A 22,836-nucleotide genomic window follows, 5' to 3' on the forward strand; every position below is an offset into this window, starting at 1 on the left:
GGTTCGGGCCAGTTCGACCCTGGTACTTCGCGTGGGTGGAGAAGGTCGGACCAGAGCGGGAGATCCTTCTTCACTCCTCAGCGACGGATGAAGCCACCGGATTGGTAGGTCTTGACCGTGACGCAAGTTGTCAAGATTTGCTGGCATCTGCTCGACACGTCGAAGCGCCACCGCGAACAATTTTGGCCATCGGCCGTTCATTTGGGGGTACGCCGCCTGACCTGCGCAAACGCGTAGAGGTACGGGTGTACCCCCACGCCTACCGGCCGGTAAGGGGTACGAAGTCGGATACGGGTTCTGAGGATCGTCGAGCCTATGACCGACTCGACACTCCACGCCACCAGCTCACCACGTTGGTCACCAGCGCTGGTGGCTGAATTGGAGCAGTCTGCGACACCCGCGGACGCTGCGGCGGTGCTCGCGTCTGCGGGCGTGCCGGTGTTCCCGTGCGTTCCTCTGCAGAAGAATCCGCTCACCGAGCACGGGTTCCACGACGCCTCGACCGATATCTCCGTCGTGACCGAATGGTGGCGTCGGTGGCCCGACGCGAACGTGGCCATGCCGACCGGCTTCGCCTCTGGCGTCGACGTTGTGGACATCGACGTGCATGTCTCCGGCAGCGGCTTCGATGCTCTGCAGCCGGCTCGATCGGCTGGTCTCCTGGGAACACCTGCGTGGGTGGTCTCGACCCCCTCGGGTGGGATGCACGCGTACTTCCTCCGGACGGGTTCGGTCGAGCAGCGGTCGTGGCAGGCCCCCGGGCGACACGTCGACTTCCGAGGCGACGGCGGATACGTGGTGCTACCGCCGTCTGCCGTCGTCCAGTCCGATGGCGAGGCGCGCCCGTACCGGGTCGTCAAGGTCGCCGGTCGTCAACCCGACGCTGTCGACGCGAACGCACTTCGTCGATTCTTGGAGCCGCCTCGCCCGAGCCGTCCCCCAGTTGACCTGCCGAACCTCGGAGCGCGGCCGGACCGGCTTGCTTCCTGGGTCGCCACCCGCGGTGAGGGCGAAAGGAACCGCGGGCTCTTCTGGGCGTCGTGCCGCGTGGCCGAGTCGGGCGAACGGTTCGACGTCGCCGCCACTGTGCTGGGTGAGGCTGCCCAGTCGGCTGGTCTGACCGAGCGCGAGGCGATGACCACGATCCGTTCGGCTTACCGAATCGCGAACCGTCTGGGACCTCCGTCTGTGGCGGGTGAGGGCCTGGGCCCTTCTCGAACGGCTGGGGGGGTGCGCCTTTGACGCTCACCCCCGACCTTGCCGACCCACCCAGACTTCACGAGGAACCTTCTATGAACGGACCTGACCCCTACGACCGTCGACTCGACCGACTTGCCGATGAAGCCGGGCCTCGCCCCGAGGCCACTCAAGCGGCTGATCCTCCCGCGTTGGCAGTCCGGCGCGATCCCTCCCAACAGCCGGTCATGCCCAGCCAGCAGGGCGCCCAAGGCATCGCCTGGGTGCGCCCGACCGAACTCGCCATGCGTGTCGGATCGCCCGTTGTCGGTCGTGGCATCGACCTGCAAACAGCTCTGGCTACTCGGGCTCGGCGTGCCCCGTCCTTCATCGCCAAGGCGGGGCACCGCACGACCAGGTCGGCTATCGCCCGAGCGGCGACAACCACTGCGCACGAAGGAGTGGAGTTGTGAAGACGCCATCGTTCACTACCGCGCAGGGCTTGCGTCTCCTGCTCGTGCGGCTGCACTACTCGCCCACCGGAACCTGGCAGCAAGATCCGGACGCGGACGAACTGATCCAGTTCGCGACTAAGAAGTACGCCGCGCTGGCACGCAAGTACGACTTGGCTGCCGAGGATGCTGCCTATGCCGCGTTCGAAGCGATGCGGACCCGCGCGGTCCGGACCGCTATCGACCCGTGGGCGGTGGTCACCCGGGCCGTCCAAGTCACCTTGATCTACGAGGCCCGCGCCCAAGGACTGCTGTGCTCGAACCACCAGGCACGCCGTCCCGAGGTTGCAGCTCACCACGACGCGGAACGATTCTGTGAACGCGAGAACGACCTGACCGACTATCACCCGGCGTTCCACGTCACCGACCAGCTCGATGACGAGTACGACGACCACGCAGGTGAGGAACCAGACGCGGACCAGCCGACTAACGCGTGGGTTGCAGCCGAGCACGCCGCGTCGATCATGGTCGACAACGGATGGCCGCAACCAACGGCCACGGGGTGCGTCGAGTACGTGTGCAGCCAGTTGATCCGCTCGGGCAATCGCGCCACGGCGTACGCCCGCCTGACGCGTGATCACCACGCCGAGGCGTTGCTCGACCTGTCGCACGATCACTGGATCGCTGTCTTGCAGGCGCTCCTGGGCAACCAGCTCCCCACGCATGAACGCGCTCGCGAGGGCCGCGGACTCCTGCAACTGCTTGCGCTCGGCTACCTGCCGGGCGAACTCAGTGGCGTGCCGTGTTTCGCCGATGTGTTCGAGGCGACCGCCCCCAGTCATGAGGGGGTCTCCCATGTCTGATGCGCACGGGCACATCGAGTTGGAGCGTCGTGTGGACTCCATCAAGGTCGGGGTGCGGCATCGCTCCGATGCCGAGCGGGACCTGGCGCCCCTCATGCGGTCGATCGAACGTCTCGGGCTGTTGCAGCCGGTCACCATCACTCCCGACGGCGTACTGGTGTGCGGGCATCGTCGGCTGGTGGCCGTGAAGCAGCTGGGCTGGCCCACGCTGCGGGTCTGGGTCCGAACAGGGGTCTCAGACCACCTGACCCAGCTTCTGGCCGAGCAGGACGAGAACACGATGCACCGGCCGCTCTCCCCGCTGGATGCTGCAGCGCTGTATCGGGAACTGAAGACGCTCCTGGCCGAGGACGCCGCCCGCCGGCAGCGGGCCACCCGGTTTGGCGCCGACGACGGTGAAGAAGGCGACGGTGGTGCCGATTCGGCACCACCGCACACCGAACCGGGAAAGTCGCGCAACCAAGCGGCCCAGATGGTGACGAACTCCGCGTCGCACACGCGGCTGGAACAGATCTGCAAGATGGAGAGCATCGCCGCCGACGAGTCGACGCCCAGCAGCGTGCGCAAGGTCGCGGAAGAAGAACTCGAGCGGATCCGTGAAGGCGGGGCAGTCGACCCCAGCTATCAGCGGGTCCGAGCCGCCGTCGCCGCAGCCGAACAGGCGCCCAACGACGAGGATGAGGCGGAGGACCTTGAGGAACTGGCCGCTCGGGCGTTGGCCCATGCCAAAGCAGATCGAGCACGGCGCATCCGGGAGAACCGGCTCAAGCGTGAAGCTGCTGCCGAGGCCGCCCGCCGTTCGGTGCACTCCTTCACGCTGATGTGGGACGACCTGGCCGGATGGGTCAACCGGTACGACCCGGTCAAGGTCGGTCGTGAACTGACCGACGACCAGTGGGACTCCTTCCAGAAGACCCTCGCCGAGTCGGTGGCCTTCGCCGACGCCGCGCGCGAGGCACGCGAGAACCAGCCGAGCGATGCGCTCGTGGACGCGTGAGGAGGAACCTGATCATGCTCCGCTCCCCCAGCTACGATCCCGACCTTCGTCGGCGTCGTCTCATCGTCCTGGCGATCGTTACGGCCCTGCTACTCATCTCTACGCTCGCTTACGCGCTGCTGAGCCGCGACGAGCCGCACAGCGTTCCGCCCAGTACTCCCCCGGTCACGACCGTGCCTGAGGTGGACGCGGTTCCGTCCGGCATGCCGGACGACGGCACCCTGCCGGAGTTGCCGCCCGTCACAGATCCGGAGGATTTCGCCGAGCTGGTGGCTCACGCGATCTTCGATTGGGATACCTCGTCGTTGGCTCCGCGGGCGGGGTACCTGCAGCGCATCGCCACCGTGGCCGATCCGACTGGCGAGTCGTCGCCTGGGCTGATCAGTGACGTCGACGCATACCTGCCACCGGAGAAGATCTGGGTTGATCTGCGCGAGTACGAGACGCGCCAGTGGATCGAGGTCGAGACCGTCGAGGTCCCCGCAGAGTGGGACACGGCTCTGGACCAGGCCGGCAGTGCCCTTGCGCCCGGGACGACCGCCTACACGATCACCGGAGTGCGGCACCGCGACGGCGTGTGGGACGGCGAACCGGTCGCCAGCCAGCACGACGTCGCCTTCACCGTCTTCATGACCTGCGCGCCGACGTACGAACAGTGCCGTCTGTTGCGGCTCTCCCTGCTCGACGAACCGCTGGAGTAGGCGAGGTGCCCCATGCAGAAGGCCCTCATCGGCGGACTTGTCGCGCTCATGCTCGGGCCTGCGACGGTCCTGCTGTCACTCACCGCCATCCTCAACCCGGCAGCCGAGGCATCCTGCCTGCCGTTGACCTCGATCAACTTCTTCGGTAACAACGACAACCCGACACCAGTGCCGGTCGGTGAGTCGTCGCGGGTGGTGTTCCCCCTGCCGGCTGGAACCTGGGTCAAGACCAGCAACTACGGGATGCGTCTCCATCCGATCACCGGCATCTACAAACTGCACTCCGGTGTTGACTTCGCTGCCCCATCCGGAACGCCGATCTTCGCTGCAGCCGACGGCCGGGTCGCATCCGCCGGCCCATCGGCGGGTAACGGGAACCTGATCCTGATCGAGCACACCGTCGCCGGGCAGCCTGTGGCCACTGGGTACGCGCACATGACCGAGGCCAGCATCATGGTTCGAGCCGGCGATCGCGTGACCGCGGGCCAACAGATTGCCTCCGTCGGATCAACCGGATACGCCACCGGGCCGCACCTGCACTTCGAACTGCGCCCCGGCGGCGCGAACGCCGCCACCGCAGACCCCGTGCCCTGGCTCAACGCGCAAGGAGCCGTCGACCTCGCCACCGGCACGCCGAGCGCCACCGGCGACTGCGGCCCCGACGGCGACCCGACGACGTACAACGGAGACAACCCCACCGGGATGGTCGACGACCCGACCACCACCGGCAACATCACACAGCGGACCGCGCACATCCTGGCGCAAGTCCGCCAGCAGTTCCCCACCACTGCCTGGTCGTGCTTCTCCCCTCGCCCCGGCCAACACTCCGAGCACTCCCTGGGCCGCGCCTGCGACGGCACCTTCGGCAACTCCATCGGCGTCGCCGCACAAGGACCGGCCCTCGACCTTGGCTGGAAAGTCACCAACTGGATGAAGGCCAACGCCGAAACGCTCGGCGTCCAATACCTCATCTGGCAGGGCAAGATCTGGTCGGTCGCCCGATCAGCCGAAGGGTGGCGGCCCTACGACGGGGGTGGCATGCACGACCCCGCCAGCATCACCGGCGGCCACTACGACCACCTCCACTTCACGGCCAAGCCCTAACACACTGCAGATAATGGGGCATCCACTCGTATCGTCGCAGGATGGAGCGCCGGGTTATGTCAGACGAGCGCGATCCAGTAGTCCCAGAAGCGGTGGGCGATCAGTGCGAGGACGGCCAAGTACCAGACGGTGAGCATGGCTGCGCGGTACTCGGTGAGCAGTCCGACCAAGCTTCTGGAGCCGCTGATCCCCGAGCTGCGGAGGCGTTGGAGCATGTAGACAGTCGTGTGCAGGAAGATCGGGATCGTCACTGCCCAAACGACCATGCAGTACGGGCAGAGGGCACCGATGACGTACAGGCTCTGGTAGATCAGCCAGTGCACGAACAGCACCGCGAAGGTCGCGCCGGCTTGGAGGCTGAGCCAGAACCACTGCCGGAACTCTGCGCCAGCGAGCAGGACGGCGCCAACCATCGCAATGGCGGTGAAACCCGCAACCCCGATGATCGGGTTGGGGATGCCGAACGCCTCGGCCTGCTGGGTCTCCATGACCGATCCACAGGAGAGGATGGGGTTGATCGAGCAGGTAGGGATGTAGTCGGGGTTCCCGATGAGGGCGATCTTCTCGACCAGCAGGACAACTGCGGCTGCCAGGCCGAGGAGCCCGCCGACGAGAAGCAGTACCCCAAATCCACGCCCCGGTCCCGGTCTTGGCGGGCCATTGCCGACGAGACGACCTTCGGACGTCTCAGTCAAGGGTTGCATCGAATACGTCCTCCAGATCGGCAAAGCTGGTGAGTTCGAGGAGTTGGCCGTTGAGAAAGAACGTCGGCGTCCCTTGCACTCCGAGGACCTGCCCGTCTTGCTGGCTCTGCTCGATGCGCGCGAGGGTGGCGGGATCGCGGTAGGCGGCTTCGAAGCGGTCCATGTTCAGTCCGAGGTCTTCGGCGTAACCGAAGAAAGTTTCCTCCTGCGAGGTCTCCTGGTGTCCCCATTGCTCGGCGGTCTCGAAGAGTCGCTGGTACATGGCCTCGAACTCGCCCTGCTCGGCGGCGGCCTCGGCCACCAGGGCCGCAGCCACCGAGTTGGTGTGGAGCGGCATGTGCCGCACCACGAACGTGACCCGATCCCCATAGCGGTCCCGCAGATCCTCAATCAACGGATACACCGCGAGGCATCCCTCGCATTCGAAGTCAAGAAACTCCACAAACACCGCCTCTGTGCCTGAGGTGAGGCGTGGACTGTCGTCGCGGACCAGCAACTCCGAGGTCTGGTCGGCGTTGCCAGTCGTGGGCTCGGTGTCCGGGTCACCGTCGTTGGTGGCAACCAGCGCGATCACCAGCGTTACGGCGGCAGCAACGATTATCGCCAAGGACAGTTTCAGGCTCTTGCTCACAGGCTCGCGCTTTCGGGGCCGGTGTTCAACGTCGATCAGACAGAGGCTGGGACGCGGTGCGCGGCGCTGGCGGTCAGCACCGGCGTACTTCGTCGGGATCGAGCAGCACGCAGGCCGTTGCCAATCACCACGACCTCGGCGACCTCATGAACCAGCACGACTGCGGCCAGCCCGAGAACGCCGGTGAGCGCGAGTGGCAGCAGCACAATGATGATCGCCAGCGACAGCACGATGTTCTGGTTGATGATCGCTCGGCCACGACGCGCGTGCTGCAGTGCCTCCGGGATCAGGCTCAGGTTGTGACCGGTGAACGCGACGTCGGCGGACTCGATTGCCGCATCCGAGCCGGTCGCACCCATCGCGATGCCCACCGTAGCGCCGGCCAGCGCTGGGGCGTCGTTGATGCCATCGCCGATCATCGCAGTCGGCCGGGCATTGGCGAGACCCTTCACGATGCGTGCCTTGTCCTCTGGTCGGAGCTCGGCGTGCACATCATCGATGCCGGCGATCTTGGCCAGGGCCTTCGCGGTGCGTGCATTGTCACCGGTAAGCATGCTGACCTCGACGCCCTGACGACGCAGGGTATCGACGACCGCGGAGACCTCAGGCCGTAGCTCGTCACGGACACCGATCGCACCAGCGAGCGTGCCGTTGATGGTGACCAGCACGCAAGTCTGCCCCTCAGCCTCCAGACTTTCGAGCCTTGCCCTGAGCGGTCCGGGATCGATCCAACGAGGGCTGCCAACCGTCACCTGGTCGCCATCCACGACGCCGGAGATCCCATGCCCCGCCTGCTCCGACACGTCTTCCGCCGTCGGGACTGCATCCGCGGCAGCCACAATGGCAGCTGCCAGCGGGTGCGTGCTGTGCTGTTCCACTGCAGCCGCGTACCGCAACACGATGTCCTCTTGCGTGCTGTCAACGGGGATCACCGCGGTCACGCTCGGCTGGTTCCGGGTCAAGGTCCCCGTCTTGTCCACTGCAAGATGTCGAATCTCGCCGAGGCGCTCGAACGCCGCGCCACTCTTGATGATCACGCCGAACTTGCTCGCCGCGCCAATCGCCGAGACCACGGTGACCGGCACTGCTATCGCCAACGCACACGGGGAAGCTGCGACCAGCACCACCAACGCACGCGTGATCCACAGCTCGGGGTCACCCAAGAGGGATCCGATCGCGCCTACAAGCACAGCGAGGATCATGACGCCAGGCACCAGCGGCCGCGCAATCCGATCCGCGATGCGTGCCCGGGCACCCTTCTCCGCCTGGGCCTGCTCGACGAGCTCGACCAGAATCGTCAGTGAGTTGTCCGTTCCGGCGCTGGTTGCCTCGACCTCCAGCAGACCGGCGGTGTTGATCGAACCTGCCGAAACCCCATCACCCGCATCGACCTCGACTGGGATCGACTCGCCGGTGATCGCCGAGGTGTCCAGGCTCGACCGACCCGACCGGACGATCCCATCAGTCGCGACCCGTTCTCCGGGCCTGACCACCATCACGTCGCCTACAGCCAACTCGCTCGCCGACACCTCCACCCGGTCACCCCCGCGGATGATGGTCGCGGTCTCAGGCACGAGCTTCAGCAGGGCCCGCAGACCACCACGTGCCCGGTCCATCGCCTTGTCCTCGAGTGCCTCCGCGATCGAGTAGAGAAACGCCAGGGCAGCAGCCTCCTCGACGTAACCGAGGATGACCGCGCCGACCGCGCTGATTGTCATCAGCAGACCGATTCCGAGTTTCCGCTTGCGGAACAGGTTGCGGATTGCGCCGGGCACGAACGTGTACGCCCCGAGCAACAGCCCGACCCAGAACGCTATCGACGCCACGGTTCCTTGCGATGACCATTCCAGGGTCAGGCCCAGTGCGAAGGCAACGCCGGAAAAGATTGGCAGCAGCAGGTCCGCATCACACCACCACGGCCGCGTCGATTCGGCTTTCTCGCCAGTGGGGACAGGCGGTTCGTCACATCCACACGCCGAGCTCACGATGCATCCTCCGAAGTTCCGCCTGTCTCGCAGCATCCAGGCAGCGTGCAGGCCGGATCGATACAGGGCACGTCCTCATCCACCGCCAACGTCACATCCACCACCGCCACCAAGGCGCGAGTCAGGTGCGGGTCCGCGATCTCGTAGCGGGTCTGGCGGCCTTCGACCTCGGTACGCACGATTCCACAGCCACGAAGGCAGGCCAAGTGGTTGGAAACGTTCGTCCGGGTCAGGTCCAGGTCACGCGCGAGTTGCGCAGGATGACCGGGCCCCTGCAGCAACGACAGAAGGATCCGCGACCTCGTCGGGTCGGCCATCGCCCGCCCTAGCCGGTTCATTGCATCCAGTCGAGAAGCTATAGTCATCATACGATGACTATACAGCGGTTGGTGACCAGTCATGGGTTCGATTCGGTCGCAGCCACCCCGTCCCACCTGCGTGCCTGATAGATCCCACCTCTAGCACCCCCTCGAACGGACGACGCAATGAACACTGCCGCTATCGCGCTCGCGCTCTACTTGGCGTACCTCGCGATCGCCTTCGGACTGCGAACATGGCTGCTCTATCGACGGACCGGCACCACCGGCTTTCACGGCCTGACCGGACCTTTGGGATCACCGGGCTGGTGGGGCGGCGTTGGGTTCATCGCTGCACTATTGACGGGGTTGGCTGCCCCCATCCTGCAACTGATCGGTCTCATCGACCCTGTCACGGTGTTGGACACCACTGCCGGCTACCTAATCGGGCTGGCTCTTACGTTGACAGGCACGGTGTTCACACTGGCCGCGCAACAGGCTATGGGCCAGCACTGGCGCGTCGGTGTGAGGAAAGACGAGAGAACCGAGCTCGTGCGGACCGGAGTCTTCGCTGTCGTCCGCAACCCCTTCTTCAGCGGCCTGCTGATCACGGCCACTGGGCTTGCGCTCCTGACCCCGAACTTGATCGCACTTGTCGCCCTCACTGCGCTGGTTACGGCAATCGAACTCCAAGTCCGAGCCGTCGAAGAGCCCTACCTGCACTCCACCCACACCGCCGACTACGACGATTACGCCGCGCGGGTCGGGCGCTTCGCCCCTCGTATCGGCAAGCTCCGGCCGATCGCACCAACCGCGAAACGCGCCGGCTAAGCAGGACAATAGGCACGGAAGTTCCGGCCCTCTGAAGTATGAAATTCCGGCGATTCAAACAATCAGTCGTCCCGATTCCCGCCACGCAAGCCACTGTGACTCTTGCGGGCACGGTCACCGCACCTAGTGGACATGACAACGAGCAATCTGGTCCAGCGGGCCGCTGGCCCTGACTTCGGGGCAGTCGGCGGGTCCGGCAATCTGCGCCAAATCATCGGAGCACTGCTGACCTATGGGCTGATGTTCGCCTGCCTGATGCTCATCATCTCCGCTGCAGCGTGGGCGATCTCATCATCCAACGGCAGTTGGCAGTCGGCCGCGAAGGCGAAGGCTGGCGTGTTCGTCGCGCTCGGCGGCGCGGCACTGACGGGCGGGGCGCTTGCGTGGGCGAACTGGTTGCTCGACGTCGGCGCCGCTCTCTGACCGCGTCCGCTGACGTACCTGTCGGACAGACCGTCCTGTGACCCTTGCTAGGAGGAATCATGCTTCAACTCGACCTGCTACCCACGATCGTGCAGCTTCTGCCGATGGACATCACCATCGATCCGAACTCCAACGGGCTGCCCGGGATCGGGCAGCTCCGCAAGATCGTCGGCGCGTCCATGACGGTCGGTCTGATCTTGGCCGTCTTGGCGCTGATCATTTCGGCCGTGGTGTGGGCGATGGGCGCGAACGCGTCTAACCCACACCTGGCTGGGCGCGGGAAGTTCGGGGTCGTGATCGCGCTTGGCGCCGCGATTGTCACCGGCGCCTCGGTCGCGTTGGTCAACTTCTTCTGGAACGTCGGCCAAGCGGTCTGAGTCGAACGCGAATCGAGAAGGAGCAGAGCGATGGTCGACGTATGCGACGTCCCCGTGGTCTCCACCGTGTGCGACAAGGCCGGCGACGCTGCCGCCAGCTTGGTCACCGCTCCCTTCGATTGGCTCGCCGAGGGCATGGGCAACGCCGCGGAGTGGATGTTCAAGTCCGTGTGGAACGTCTTCGACTCCACCACCTCGGTCGACATCACCAGCGACGAATACATGAAGGTCTACAACATCCTGTTCGGCGTCGCGGTCTTCGTGATGCTCGGCTTCTTCCTCCTCCAGGTCATCGGCGGCATGGTCCGACGAGAACCCGCAGCCCTGACCCGCGCACTCACCGGCCTGGCCAAATCGATCCTCGGGTCCTTCGTCGCGATCACCCTGCTCGCCCTCGCCCTGGAGATCACCGACCAGCTCACCATCGGGATCGTCAACGCGGCCGGCACCAACATGAACGAGATGGGCGACCGCGTTGCCCTGCTCGCGGTCGGGATCGGCGGACTCAGCCTCAAAGCCCCCGGCGCAGCCGCGATCCTGACGATCTTCCTCGCCGGACTCTCCATCGGTGCCGCGGTCATCGTGTGGATCAGCCTGCTGGTCCGCAAGGCCCTGCTGCTGGTCGCGATCGTGTTCGCGCCCGTGGCCCTGGCCGGTGCCTCGTGGGATCAGACCCGGGGCTGGATCGGCAAGTGGGCCACGTTCGTGATCGCGCTGATCTTGTCCAAACTCGTGCTCGTGGTGATTTTCCTGCTCGCCACCGCCCAAGTTTCCGCGCCGATCGACGCCGACCTGCAGTCGGTCAGCGAACCGATCGCCGGCGTCGTGCTGATGCTGATGGCCGGGTTCGCGCCGTACATGACCTACAAGGCGATCAGCTTCATGGGCTTCGACATGTACCACGCCATGTCGGCCGAACAAGAGACCAAGTCGTCGATGAACCGGCCCCTTCCGATCCGAACCGGCGCAGGCTCGAATGGCATGGTCCCGAAGATCCTCGGCGGCGACGGCGGAGGATCCGGTAGCGCAGGGCGGGGCGCCGCACCTGCTGCCGCCCCCAACGGAGGCGCCGCAATCAGCGGCGCCGGCGGCGCTTCGTCGGGCGGGGCCGCGGCAGGCGGAGTCATGGCCGCCGGTGCCGTGGCAGCCAAGAAGGCCGCGACGGCCGGTCCGAAGATGGGCAACTACGTGGCCGCGCAGTCCTCGGGCCAAGCCGAGCAAGCAAGTGCACCCGCCGGCGCCGCCGGGACGGTTCCGGCCCACACAGCAGATCCGACCCCTGCCATGACAGGCCGCCGCTCGGATGACTCAGGTACCGGACGATGAGCACCACGAACACCACCCGGACGGGCGACTACGAGCTACAGCCGGTGAAATTCTCCCGACTGGCACGCCGCGGGGTCCTGTTCGGGCTGACCGCCTCCCAACTGGTGGTGGTCGGCATCGGCGCAGTGACCCTCGTGCTCTCCCTCTACATTGGCGGCGGCGCGAGCTTGGTCTTCGCCCTCCCGGTCATCGTCTGCTGCAGTGCCCTGGCCTGGATCAGCGTCGGGGGCCGCAAACTCATCCAGTGGCTGCCCATCGTCGGCGTCTGGCTCTGGCGCTCCACCGGGGGCCAGTTGCTCTACCGGCGTCGCGTCATCGCCCCGCGACCAGTCGGCACCCTCGCGCTTCCCGGGGATGCGGCCCGGTTGCGTCAGTGGCTCGACCCCGACACCGGCGCAGTGATGGTTCACGACCCGCACCGCTCGACGCTGACCGCGATCGTGGCGGTCTCCCACCCAGCGTTCATCCTGCTCGACCCGCTCGAACAGGAACGCCGCGTCACCGGCTGGGGCCGAGTCCTAGCCACCGCATGCCGCTCGGGACGGATCGCCTCGCTACAGATCATGGAACGCACCCTGCCCGACTCCGGCAAAGGGCTGGCCGAGTGGTGGCACCAGCACGGCTCCGGGGACGACACCTTCACCGCCACCACCTACGGCGAACTCATCGACCGCGCCGGACCAGCCGGTGAACGGCACGCCTCGACCATCTCGCTGTCGCTGAACCTCAAGACCGCCAGCCGAGCCATCCGCGCAGCCGGCGGAGGCAACCGTGGGGCAGCCGCCGTCCTGCGCCAGGAAATGTCGACGATCATCGCCGCGCTCCGCTCCGCCGACCTCGCCCCCTCCGAATGGCTCGACCCCGGCGAACTCGCCGTCATCCTGCGCGGTGCCTACGACCCCGACGTCGGCGCAGCCCTGGAGCGTCACGGAGACGTCGGCCGCGACCTCGCCACCGCCGGCCCAGTCGCCGTCACCGAAAGCTGGTCAATGCTGCGCTCCGACTCCGCGCACCACTGTGTGCTGTGGATCAGCGAATGGCCACGATCCCTCGTTTTCCCGGGGTTCCTCGCACCCGTCCTGCTGTCCTCCGGAATCCGACGCACCTTCACGTTGCTCTACACGCCGCTGCGCACCGACCAGGCCGCCCGCGACATCCGCAAGAAGAAGACCGAGTACGTCTCCGACGCCGCGCAACGTCAACGCATCGGCCAGATCGAGGACGCCCAGCACAGCGCCGAATACCAAGACGTCCTCAAGCAGGAGGCGGACCTGACCGCCGGCCACGGCATCCTCCGCGTCACCGGCCTCATCGCCGTCAGCGCCAGCGACCCCAACGAACTCGAACGCGCCGTCGCCGACATCGAACAAGCCGCCATCCAAGCCTCATGCGAGACCCGGCGCCTGTGGGGTCAGCAGGCCCAGTCGTTCACCGCCGCTGCACTGCCGTTGTGCCGTCACGTCTGACACCGGTTGCGCACCTCGATAGCAGCCAGGCTCCAGCCCCTTCAGGAGGAATCCATGCCGACCTTCGACAACCCCACTACTGATGCTTCCGAGGCCGAACAAGCCCTACGCGGACTCGCCCACGCCACCCGTCGGATCGAGGACCCGTCCCAGATCTACGGGGTGCTCGGATCACTGTCCCGAGCGACCGCGTCGCTGAGTCAGACGTTGCACCAACTGGGTTCGTATCACGACAACCACGGGGCACGCGCTGACGCGACGATCGTCGATCCGAAGCAGACAGGCGCTGCGTACCGAGTGTCGTGGGATCTGCACCGTGCCGGGGAGATGCTGACCAGCATCCAGAAGTCGATCGACAGCGCACACCAGTCAGAAGCCACGATCGTCTACCCAAGCCCGGTCACCGCATCCCGCCCATCGAGTCGCAGTCACGACGGGTTGTCACTGTGAACGACCACGAGGCATCCCGACTGCACAGCGCCGTACTGGTCTCACCGAAGCGCGAACGACGGCGTGACCGCAAGGCCCGCAAGCTTGCTGCCCGGGACCTTCTCTCCCGCGACCGCGCCGAGCAGAAGAGCGCCGCCCGAGCCAAGGCCGACGCCCTCACCGCCGAACGCAAAGCCACCGTGCTGCTGCCCAAGGCCGGCGAGCACAGGCCCGCGGCATTGCGAACACCAGGCCGGTTGCGGCTCCCCCGCCACCAAGACACCTCGGCCACCCTGGCTGGCGCCTACCCGTTCCTCGCCGAAGGCGGACTCGGCAGCGACGGCGTGTTCGTCGGCCAGGATCTGTACTCCGGCAGCTCGTTCGTCTACGACCCCTGGGTCCTATACGCCCGCGGACTGATCACCGCCCCCAACGTCGTACTCGCCGGGATCGTCGGCTCCGGAAAATCCTCTCTGGCCAAGAGCCTCTACACCCGCTCCATCCCCTTCGGGCGCCGCGTCTACATCCCCGGCGACCCGAAAGGCGAACACACCGGTGTGGCAGAGGCGGTCGGCGGCAAGGCGATCGCACTCGGACACGGCATGTCCGCCCGACTCAACCCCCTCGACGAAGGCCACCGACCCAGCGGACTCGACGACACCCAATGGGCAGCCCAGGTCAGCGCACGCCGCCGCGACCTCCTCGGCGCTCTCGCCGAAACCGTGCTCGACCGTCGACTCTCCCCGCTGGAACACACCGCCATCGACATCGCACTGGCCGAGGTCGTCCGCACCGCCGACGTACCCGTGCTTCCGCTCGTGGTCGACCGACTCCTGGAACCCGACCCCAGCGTCGACCCCACCGGACGCCTCACCGAGGACGGCCGACTGCCCGGCCATGCGCTACGCCGCCTCGTCGCGGGCGACCTAGCCGGACTCTTCGACGGACCCTCGACTGTCCGGTTCGATCCCACGCTGCCGATGATCTCCCTCGACCTGTCACGCGTCACCGAGAACGCCACCCTCGTCTCGGTGCTCATGACGTGCGCGTCGGCATGGATGGAGTCCGCGCTCCTCGACCCCAACGGCGGACAACGCTGGGTCGTGTACGACGAAGCCTGGCGGCTCATGTCCCACCCAGCACTACTGCGGCGCATGGATGCCCACTGGCGCCTCGCCCGGCACTACGGCATCGCCAACATGCTCGTCTTCCACAAGCTATCCGACCTCGACAACGTCGGTGACTCCGGCTCAGCGATGCGAGCACTCGCCTCCTCGCTGCTGGCGAACGCCGAGACGCGAGTCGTGTACCGCCAAGAGTCCGACCAGCTCGGGAGCACCGCCACCGCACTCGGGCTGACCGGCACCGAACAGTCGCTGCTGCCGACGTTGGGGACCGGCCAGGGCCTGTGGCGAATCAAGCACCGCTCATTCGTTGTGCAACATCAACTCCATCCTGCTGAGCTGGAACTGTTCGATACTGCGGGTCGGATGACCTGCAGTGTTTGAACTTCCCCGCCCAATTTGCGTCCACACAAAAGGTCCAAATGGCTTAGGTTCTGGTATCCAAGAGCCGTTCAGATGTATCGGCAGACCAGGCCGGGATCACAAGTGTCGGGTGCGGGCTCGGCAGCGGCATCGCGCAGGACTGCGATGGAGTCGTGCAGTGCGGTGAGCCGGGCAATCTGCTGCTCGATCTCAGTCAGGCGGGTGTGGAGAAGGTCCCGAACGTGCTCGCAGGGCGAGCCACCGCTGTCACGGATGTCCAGGATCTGGCGGATTTGGGCGAGGGTGAGACCTGCCGCTTGGCCGCGGTGGACGAAGTCGATCCGGTTGACAGCATCGGGCTCGTAGGCCCGATATCCGGACGGTGTGCGCTCAGCCGGTGGGAGTAGCCCCTGCTTCTCGTAGAACCGCAGCGTCTTGGCCGTCGTGCCCGCCCGTTGGGCGAGTTCTCCGATGCGCATCATGGATTCCGATCTATCACCGGGGCGCGTGCTTGACCTTCCCCTGTACTGGAAGGTCCAGTATGGCTGACACGGATGCAGCCAAGCGGTGACAGGAGAGCCATGCTTACAAAGTTCGACCTCGCCATCGTCGGATCCGGCGGTGGCGCGTTCGCCGCCGCGATCCGCGCCACCACGCTGGGGAAGTCGGTGGTGATGATCGAACGCGGCACGCTCGGCGGGACCTGCGTGAACACCGGCTGTGTTCCCTCGAAGGCCCTCATCGCCGCAGCCAATGCCCGCCATGTAGCAGAAGACGCCTCAGAGCGCTTCCCGGGGATCGTGACGAAGGCGAACCCCGTAGATATGGCGGCGCTGATTGGGGGGAAGCAAGCGTTGGTCGAATCACTGCGCGGCGAGAAGTACGTCGACGTCGCCGACTCCTACGGCTGGCAGGTCCGCCGGGGAGACGCCGCGTTCGTGGGCACGCCTGATGCACCGGTTTTGGAGGTCATCGGAATCGACGGGAGCGTCGAGATCGTCGAGGCTGAGCACTATCTGGTCGCCACCGGTTCCCGACCTTGGGCACCGACGATCGATGGTCTGGACGAAGCGGGATACCTGACCTCGGCCACCTCGATGGAGTTGACCAAGGTTCCCGAGTCACTGCTCGTACTCGGCGGCGGCTACGTCGCCCTAGAGCAGGCACAACTGTTTGCCCGACTGGGTGCGAACGTCACCATGCTGGTTCGCTCCCGGCTGGCATCGAAGGAGGAGCCAGACGTCTCCAAAGCGCTTGAGGAAGTGTTCGCCGACGAGGGTATCCGCGTTATCCGCCACGCAGTACCGACCCGAGTCGCCCGCGAAGTAGGCGGCGAGATCGTCCTGAGCGCCGACGTAGCCAGCGGAACGCGAGAGTTCCGCGCCGACCATGTCCTGGTCGCCCTCGGCCGCCGCCCCGTCACCGACAGACTGAACCTCCTCGCCGTCGGAGTGAAGACCGGTGACGCCGGAGAGGTCGTGGTGACGGATCAACTGCGGTCGTCCAACCCGCGGATCTGGGCGGCGGGTGATGTCACCGGGCACCCCGAGTTCGTCTACGTAGCCGCCCACCATGGCACCCTGGTCGCCGAGAATGCCCTCTCCCACACCGAGAGAGCCGTCGACTACGCGCGGCTACCGCGGGTGACCTTCACCAGCCCCGCCATCGGCGCAGTCGGCATGACCGAGAAAGACGTCATCGCCGCCGGTATCCCCTGCGACTGCCGTGTGCTGCCCCTGCACCACGTGCCCCGCGCACTGGTGAACCGCGACACCCGCGGGTTCATCAAGATCGTCGTGAACGCCGACACAAGCGAGATTCTCGGCCTGACCGCCGTTGCCCAGGACGCCGGCGAACTGGCCGCCGCCGGCGTCCACCTCCTGGGCAAGACCATCGCCGAGGTCGCCGACACATGGGCCCCCTACCTGACCATGGCCGAAGGCATCCGTATTGCCGCCAAGGCCTTCACCACCGACCCCTCGCAACTGTCCTGCTGCGCATGAGGGTTACGCAAGGGTGTTCATCAAGAACGGGGCGCCGGCGATGAGCCGTCGTGCCTGGTCTTTCACTCAAGGCCTACGTCACCGCAACTACGCTCCGGCGTGAGGTATCTGCGACCGCTCGGCCTGAATCGAACGGAAACGTAGAGATAGCGACTCAGTCCGGCGGCAACGGACGCACCTGATGGACGACACGTTGTCCAGGAGGTGAGGTCGGGATGCGGCACCAGACACAGCAAGCGCAGCAGGCCCGGGAGGCCAAGCTCGACGCGCTGCACGCCAAGCTCACGGAATCCGTAAGCACTCTGGTCAGCGGCGATGACTGGCGCCGCGCTCTCGAGTTCTCCGCGAGGTTCCGCAGCCGATCGTTCAACAACACGATGCTGATCTACCTGCAGCACTACGAAGCCTTCAGGGCTGGCCGCGTTCCATCGGCGACCCCGACGTACGTCGCCGGGTTCAAGCAGTGGCAGACCTTGGGCCGACAGGTGATGAAGGGCCAGTCCGGCTACGGGATCCTCGCCCCCGTCACCGCTCGGTTCGCCTCCCGCACCCCCAACAGTGCCGAGTCATGGCGGCGTCTGGGCCGCGGCGAACGCTCCCAACCCGGCGAGACAACCCGCACCAAGCTGGTCGGGCTCCGACCCGCGTACGTGTGGGACGTGACGCAGACCGACGGTGAGCCGATCCCCGAACAACCGGCACCAACCCTGTTGTCCGGGCAAGCACCGCTCGGGCTTTGGGAGGGACTCGCCGCCCAAGTCGAAGCCCACGGGTTCGCCCTCAAGCAGGTCCCCGATGCCGACACGATCGGCGGCGCGAACGGCATCACCGACTTCACCACCCACGAGGTCTGTGTCCGTAGCGACATGGACGAAGCAGCCCAGGTCAAGACACTCGCCCACGAACTCGGCCACGTCATGCTCCACTCCCCCGAAGCCCGCACCGGCGACGACACCGCCACCCGCGACGCGGCGCTGCACCGCGGCATCGCCGAAGTCGAAGCCGAGTCCGTAGCCCTGATGATCGGTGCCGTCCATGGCCTCGACACCAGCGCCTACACGATCCCGTACGTGTCGAGCTGGGCCAGCAGCATTCCAGGCAGCGACCCGGTCGAGGTCATCCAGTCCACAGCCGAACGAGTCCGCACCACCGCCGTCCGCGTCCTCGACCAACTCGACACCGCACAGATCGGCAACGGTGACCCGCCAGGCCTCGACCGCTCCGCCGCCGTCCCTACGGCGCCGGTGCGCCAGCAACAGCCGGTCGTCGAACCGCAGGTGGTCAGACTATGAGCCTGCTGAACCCAGCAACCGCCTACCGCCGCTCCACATCACGGCCACGGATCCCCGTCGTCCTGCCCCTGGTCCGCGTCGCTGTCGACGACACAGGATCCTTGAGCGTCACCGTCGATGACCAACCGCTCGCTGATGAAGCGTCGGCGCGCTCGCGCGGCGAGCTGCGACCGCTCCTGGACCGCATCGCCACCGAACAGGAATCAGCGCTGCGCGTCGAGATCCACGAACCCGACGGGAAGGTTTTCACCGACTTCCACACGCTCGAACCGACAGCCACGCCCAGCCCGGCGTCGGAGCCGGTCACCCACGCACGGAGCACCCACGACGGCCAGCCAATCGTGAACGTGCGGGCAGGCTCACTGACCGGCGAAGGCTTCCAATCCAAAGAGCAGGTCTTCGTCGCGATCGTCGTGCACACCACCACCAGCAACTCCGACGGCACACTCGACCTGCACCTTCCCGTGGCGCTACTCGACCGCACGGCAGGCGATGTCGTGCTCGTTGGAAAGGTGTCCGGTGCAACCCGCCCCTCCCCTGACGAAAGCGACGCATCTGAACGGGACGCCTCGTGACCACCGCGGCCCGCCCGGTCGACGACACCCTCGTCAACCTCGCACTCATCGCCATCGGAGTCGCCGGCGCCGCTGCAGCGCTGCTCCGTGGTGCTGCGGCACTCACCGCTTGGGTAAGCAGAACTGGCCAACCCACCGCCGACTGGGCATCCGGCATCCGAGTGCTCGGTGACCCGGCCGACCCGGGCCGCGTCTTCGGAGCAGACATCTCACCCTTGGCCTACTGGACTGTCCTCGCCGTACTCGTCGCCACGCTCCTCGCGACGGGTTTCTTGGCTTGGCGAAAGGTCGACTCACTGCGCCACAAGACCCGGCACGACCCGCGCCGACTGGTCGGAGTCGCGACCCGGACCGACGTAGCCACCGTGGCATCCAAGAAGGCCCTCCTCGCACGGAGCACGACCCTGCGGCCCAGCCTCACCAGCGCCCGGGCCAGCGACGTCGGATACCTGCTCGGACGCTCCCGCGGCATGGAGGTCTGGGCCTCGGTCGAGGACTCGATCCTGCTGCTCGGGCCGCCGCGGTCCGGCAAGGGCCTGCACGTCGTCATCAACGCCATCCTCGACGCCCCCGGCGCTGTCGTGACCACCGCAACCCGACCCGACAACATCGCCGCCACCATCACCGCCCGCCAGAAGGTCGGTCCAGTCGCAGTCTTCGACCCCCAACGACTCGCCGAAGGACTCCCATCCGGCCTGCGCTGGTCTCCCGTGCGTGGATGCGAAGACCCACTGACCGCGATGATCCGCGCCACCGGACTCGCCTCCGCAACTGGACTGTCCTCTGGAGGCGTCGAATCCGGCGGATTCTGGGAGGGCAAGACCCGCAGCGCACTGCAAGCCCTGCTGCATGCCGCAGCACTCGACCACCGCAGCCCCGCCGAACTCTTCGCCTGGACCCTGTCGCCCTCATCGGCCAGCGACGCCGTCGCGATCCTCGCCTCCCATCCGAGTGCAGCTGCCGGTTGGGGCGAATCGCTGGACTCGATGATCCACGCCGACGCCCGCACCCGCGACTCCATCTGGATGGGCGTCTCTCTCGCCCTGTCCTGTCTCGCCGACCCCCGCGTCCTCGACGCCGTCACCCCACGCCCCAGCGAACACTTCGACCCCGTCGAGTTCCTCACCGGCAACGGCACCCTCTACCTCCTCGCCACCGGCGCAGGAGCCGGCGCCTCCTGGTCCCTGGTCGCAGCCTTCATCGAAGACCTCGTCGAAACCGCCCGCCGCCTCGCAGCCGCCTCAGCCGGCGCCCGCCTCGACCCGCCACTGCTGCTGGCTCTCGACGAAATCGGGAACCTCTCCCCGCTCCCGTCACTGCCGGTGCTCATGGCCGAAGGCGGCGGCACCGGCATCACCACCATGCCCGTCCTCCAGTCGCTGTCTCAAGCGCGCGACAAATGGGGCGACCACGCAGCCGGTGCCATCTGGGACGCCTCGATCGCCAAGATCATCCTCGGCGGAACCTCGTCGGCCCGTGACCTCCAAGACCTCTCCGCATTGATCGGGGAACGCGACGAGAAGACCGACTCCATCTCGGTCGGCGACTACGGATCTCGCTCTCTCCAACGCTCCACTCGCCGCGTCCCCGTCATGCCACCCGAAGCTATCCGTACCCTGCCATTCGGAACCGCACTCATCCTGCTGCGCAGTTCACCTCCGCTCATCACCGACCTGCGACCATGGACCACCCGCCGGGACGCTACGCAACTCCGGACCGAACGGACTATGACCGAGGCGGCGCTTCAGCGGCGCGGATGACGTCAACCTTCCACGTGGACGGACGTCGGGTTCCAGGATTGTAGTTTCCTCCGCTTGCCAGCAGAACGAGGTCACGCGGGCACGATCGTTAGCAGGCAGAGCGACGTCACGGCAGTTCCTCGCCGTAGACGATTCCGTGGCCTCGGGCAGTCTCGTCCATTTCGTCGGCCACTTGAACCATCACGGTGGCGATGTCGCGGCAATCGATGGCGCTCAGGTCACCAATTGCGCCATTGCCGCCGTACCAAAGCGAAGCGAGGACATCAAAGCGTGCGTCCTCACCGAGCTCTCGATCGTCTTCGTCTAGTTGCTCAATGTGCGCGCTGGCCGAACCGGCACGTATTGTCCTGCCAATATGCGTCGGTGCCGTCTGATGTATCAGCGGATCATTCTGTCCATCGCGCCAGGACGGGCAGGCTCCCTTGGACTCGTTCATGATTGATCTCCTAGTTGGGTAAGTCCATGTCCCCGGCTGGTCCAACAGCGCGGGGACAACTGTGCTCTCATCTGACGATCCACCGATCCCATGTCGCTATGCCAAGGACTACGTCAGACCTGTGGATGAGTCCGTAATCGCGCATGCTGTGGACAACGCTGAAAGACCGACGCGTGCGTTCTCGTTGTCCACGGAATACTGATTCTCGAACCCGCAAGGCCCCGTGAATCTCACCCCTCTCGTCGGTGTCGAGTGTCGCGGAGCCCCACACGCACCTTTCTCCTGAGAGCGATCGCCGACGATGGCGTCGCGTGAGGTCAGGAGTCGATGATGACGATCCCCACCCAGATGAGCCTGCATGGCTTCATCGTCACTGCACCTGAGTTGACGTATGGCAAGAGCGACGTCGCGAGGTTCCGCGCACGGGTCGGCGTCGAGCAGTGGCGCAAGGAGGCCGATGGGTCGTTCACCAAGCTCGACCCGCAGTTCTGCGAGATGGTGATGTTCAAGTCCGCGGCCGAGCGGGCCTACGCCCGGCTCCGTGCCGGTGACCACTTCGTGGCCTCCGGCTACGTCCACGAGTACGAGTTCGACCGCGACGGCGAAGCCGTCCAGCGCGAGGAGTTCGTGGCCCGCCGAATCGGACACGACACCGCCCGCACCCGCTACAGCGTCGAACGGCCCGCCACTGAACGCGCCACCGGCCCGGAGTCCGGTCGGGACGCCCAGCGCACGGTCGAGCATTCCTCGACCGCTGTCGGGATCTGACCATGACCGAAGAGACCCCCGAACGGACCGGCGCGGATCCGTCGGTGCTCGATGCCGAGCGGCACCCAGTCTTCAACACCTGGCAGAACTTCAACGCCAACGACACTGCCGAGGGCGAAAGAACCGAGTCGGAGTGGCCCGGGTCGTTCGAGTCGGCGTCATTGGCCGAACCGTTGGAGCCGATCAACTGGAACACCCTCACCGCTGACGAGGCCGAAGCCGAATGGCTCGACCTGAACGCGTGGGTGCACTGGCTGCGCGGCACCTACGGCCTCGCACCGAACGAGATCCCACCAATGTGGCACCGCCACGACGAACTCGTCTGGGAACTGTCCGCCCTGCACCTGCACTGGCTCAACTCCTACAGCCCCGACGCGTCCCCCTCATCGCCGCTGGCGTGGCATCGCGACTTCGCCGAGACCCGGCACCGGCTGCGAGACTGGGTCGCCGCCTGCGGCACCCGACTCGACCGCGACCGCCCCACCCGACAGACCACCTGGCCCGGCGAACCCGCCGCACTCCCCACGGCCGAAGCATCGGTCACCGACAGGGACGCCGACTTTGTGCAGTTCGTGATGGAAGACGTCACCGCACGCCGTCAGGTCGAAGCCGACCTGGAACGCCGCGCCTCCTGACCCGTTCCGGCGATCTGTGGAGAACCCGGCGTTGTCCACAGCTCGACGAATCTGCCCGTCCTGCAACCAACTCTCGGGCGGACGGTGGCGGTGCGCACCTGATCCTTCAACGAAGGGAC

Annotated in this window: 24 protein-coding genes; 18 read left to right on the plus strand and 6 right to left on the minus strand. The window is 66.3% G+C overall.

Annotated features, from left to right (window positions below; all coding sequences use genetic code 11):
- The first annotated feature begins 315 nt into the window (after positions 1-315).
- The 5 genes from FNM00_RS04695 to FNM00_RS04715 all read left to right on the plus strand — a co-directional run bounded on the left by FNM00_RS04695 (position 316) and on the right by FNM00_RS04715 (position 5,293).
- The gene (locus FNM00_RS04695; protein ID WP_143911927.1) at positions 316-1,242 is read left to right on the plus strand and encodes a bifunctional DNA primase/polymerase; all 927 of its coding nucleotides are present in this window, start codon (positions 316-318) and stop codon (positions 1,240-1,242) included.
- 403 nt (positions 1,243-1,645) lie between these two features.
- Entirely contained in the window at positions 1,646-2,491 is an 846-nt protein-coding gene (locus tag FNM00_RS04700) for a hypothetical protein (protein WP_143911929.1), read from the plus strand.
- Positions 2,484-3,488, plus strand: a complete 1,005-nt coding sequence (locus tag FNM00_RS04705; protein WP_143911931.1) for a ParB N-terminal domain-containing protein — start codon at positions 2,484-2,486, stop codon at positions 3,486-3,488. Before FNM00_RS04700 ends, FNM00_RS04705 begins: the two co-directional genes overlap by 8 nt.
- A 14-nt stretch (positions 3,489-3,502) precedes the next feature.
- On the plus strand, positions 3,503-4,189 hold the full coding sequence (locus FNM00_RS04710; RefSeq protein ID WP_143911933.1) for a hypothetical protein: 687 nt from the start codon (positions 3,503-3,505) through the stop codon (positions 4,187-4,189).
- Between the two features lie 12 nt (positions 4,190-4,201).
- Entirely contained in the window at positions 4,202-5,293 is a 1,092-nt protein-coding gene (locus FNM00_RS04715; RefSeq protein WP_143911935.1) for a M23 family metallopeptidase, read from the plus strand.
- A 59-nt stretch (positions 5,294-5,352) separates the two neighbouring features.
- Here the strand turns inward: FNM00_RS04715 and FNM00_RS04720 are convergent, their stop codons facing one another.
- Genes FNM00_RS04720 through cmtR form a run of 4 tightly spaced genes read right to left on the minus strand, consistent with a single transcriptional unit; the run spans position 5,353 to position 8,981 of the window.
- Positions 5,353-5,988, minus strand: a complete 636-nt coding sequence (locus FNM00_RS04720; protein WP_246065057.1) for a vitamin K epoxide reductase family protein — start codon at positions 5,986-5,988, stop codon at positions 5,353-5,355.
- Positions 5,981-6,628, minus strand: a complete 648-nt coding sequence (locus FNM00_RS04725; protein WP_143911937.1) for a DsbA family protein — start codon at positions 6,626-6,628, stop codon at positions 5,981-5,983. The genes FNM00_RS04720 and FNM00_RS04725 overlap by 8 nt, the downstream gene beginning before the upstream one ends.
- A gap of 35 nt (positions 6,629-6,663) precedes the next feature.
- Positions 6,664-8,613, minus strand: a complete 1,950-nt coding sequence (locus tag FNM00_RS04730; protein WP_143911939.1) for a heavy metal translocating P-type ATPase — start codon at positions 8,611-8,613, stop codon at positions 6,664-6,666.
- A complete protein-coding gene (gene cmtR / locus FNM00_RS04735; protein WP_143911941.1) occupies positions 8,610-8,981 on the minus strand; it encodes a Cd(II)/Pb(II)-sensing metalloregulatory transcriptional regulator CmtR in 372 nt (123 codons plus the stop codon). Before cmtR ends, FNM00_RS04730 begins: the two co-directional genes overlap by 4 nt.
- A 117-nt stretch (positions 8,982-9,098) precedes the next feature.
- On the opposite strand from cmtR, the gene FNM00_RS04740 reads away from it, so the two are divergent.
- The 7 genes from FNM00_RS04740 to FNM00_RS04770 all read left to right on the plus strand — a co-directional run bounded on the left by FNM00_RS04740 (position 9,099) and on the right by FNM00_RS04770 (position 15,269).
- Positions 9,099-9,740 carry a methyltransferase family protein gene (locus tag FNM00_RS04740; protein ID WP_143911942.1) on the plus strand — a complete coding sequence of 214 codons (642 nt, stop codon included), beginning with the start codon at positions 9,099-9,101 and terminating at the stop codon, positions 9,738-9,740.
- Positions 9,741-9,872: 132 nt separating this feature from the next.
- Positions 9,873-10,163, plus strand: coding sequence for a DUF6112 family protein (locus FNM00_RS04745; protein WP_143911944.1), 291 nt, complete (start codon positions 9,873-9,875; stop codon positions 10,161-10,163).
- Positions 10,164-10,222: 59 nt separating this feature from the next.
- Entirely contained in the window at positions 10,223-10,540 is a 318-nt protein-coding gene (locus FNM00_RS04750; protein ID WP_143911946.1) for a DUF6112 family protein, read from the plus strand.
- 30 nt (positions 10,541-10,570) lie between these two features.
- A complete protein-coding gene (locus tag FNM00_RS04755) occupies positions 10,571-11,866 on the plus strand; it encodes a TrbL/VirB6 family protein (RefSeq protein WP_143911948.1) in 1,296 nt (431 codons plus the stop codon).
- Positions 11,863-13,332, plus strand: a complete 1,470-nt coding sequence (locus FNM00_RS04760) for a PrgI family protein (RefSeq protein ID WP_143911949.1) — start codon at positions 11,863-11,865, stop codon at positions 13,330-13,332. The genes FNM00_RS04755 and FNM00_RS04760 overlap by 4 nt, the downstream gene beginning before the upstream one ends.
- A gap of 54 nt (positions 13,333-13,386) precedes the next feature.
- Positions 13,387-13,782, plus strand: a complete 396-nt coding sequence (locus FNM00_RS04765; protein ID WP_143911951.1) for a hypothetical protein — start codon at positions 13,387-13,389, stop codon at positions 13,780-13,782.
- On the plus strand, positions 13,779-15,269 hold the full coding sequence (locus FNM00_RS04770) for an ATP-binding protein (RefSeq protein ID WP_143911953.1): 1,491 nt from the start codon (positions 13,779-13,781) through the stop codon (positions 15,267-15,269). Before FNM00_RS04765 ends, FNM00_RS04770 begins: the two co-directional genes overlap by 4 nt.
- A gap of 68 nt (positions 15,270-15,337) precedes the next feature.
- On the opposite strand, the gene FNM00_RS04775 is transcribed toward FNM00_RS04770, so the two are convergent.
- The gene (locus tag FNM00_RS04775) at positions 15,338-15,730 is read right to left on the minus strand and encodes a heavy metal-responsive transcriptional regulator (RefSeq protein WP_425456797.1); all 393 of its coding nucleotides are present in this window, start codon (positions 15,728-15,730) and stop codon (positions 15,338-15,340) included.
- A 99-nt stretch (positions 15,731-15,829) separates the two neighbouring features.
- Between FNM00_RS04775 and merA the strand changes: the two genes are divergently transcribed.
- From merA to FNM00_RS04795, 4 genes are all read left to right on the plus strand, one after another.
- A complete protein-coding gene (gene merA, locus FNM00_RS04780) occupies positions 15,830-17,251 on the plus strand; it encodes a mercury(II) reductase (protein ID WP_143911955.1) in 1,422 nt (473 codons plus the stop codon).
- A 215-nt stretch (positions 17,252-17,466) separates the two neighbouring features.
- Positions 17,467-18,543, plus strand: a complete 1,077-nt coding sequence (locus FNM00_RS04785) for an ArdC-like ssDNA-binding domain-containing protein (RefSeq protein WP_143911957.1) — start codon at positions 17,467-17,469, stop codon at positions 18,541-18,543.
- A gap of 101 nt (positions 18,544-18,644) precedes the next feature.
- On the plus strand, positions 18,645-19,118 hold the full coding sequence (locus FNM00_RS04790; RefSeq protein ID WP_143911959.1) for a hypothetical protein: 474 nt from the start codon (positions 18,645-18,647) through the stop codon (positions 19,116-19,118).
- Positions 19,115-20,878: a type IV secretory system conjugative DNA transfer family protein gene (locus FNM00_RS04795; protein ID WP_143911961.1), complete on the plus strand. Its 1,764-nt coding sequence runs from the start codon at positions 19,115-19,117 to the stop codon at positions 20,876-20,878. Before FNM00_RS04790 ends, FNM00_RS04795 begins: the two co-directional genes overlap by 4 nt.
- Positions 20,879-20,984: 106 nt before the next feature.
- On the opposite strand, the gene FNM00_RS04800 is transcribed toward FNM00_RS04795, so the two are convergent.
- Positions 20,985-21,314: a hypothetical protein gene (locus FNM00_RS04800; protein ID WP_143911963.1), complete on the minus strand. Its 330-nt coding sequence runs from the start codon at positions 21,312-21,314 to the stop codon at positions 20,985-20,987.
- Between the two features lie 330 nt (positions 21,315-21,644).
- On the opposite strand from FNM00_RS04800, the gene FNM00_RS04805 reads away from it, so the two are divergent.
- Both FNM00_RS04805 and FNM00_RS04810 read left to right on the plus strand, forming a co-directional pair.
- Positions 21,645-22,082 (plus strand): single-stranded DNA-binding protein, encoded by a 438-nt coding sequence (locus tag FNM00_RS04805; RefSeq protein WP_143912100.1) that lies wholly within the window; start codon positions 21,645-21,647, stop codon positions 22,080-22,082.
- A gap of 2 nt (positions 22,083-22,084) precedes the next feature.
- Positions 22,085-22,717: a hypothetical protein gene (locus FNM00_RS04810; protein ID WP_143911965.1), complete on the plus strand. Its 633-nt coding sequence runs from the start codon at positions 22,085-22,087 to the stop codon at positions 22,715-22,717.
- Positions 22,718-22,836: the final 119 nt, after the last annotated feature.

Source organism: Aeromicrobium piscarium, from assembly GCF_007421815.1.
Taxonomy (GTDB): Bacteria; Actinomycetota; Actinomycetes; order Propionibacteriales; family Nocardioidaceae; genus Aeromicrobium; species Aeromicrobium piscarium.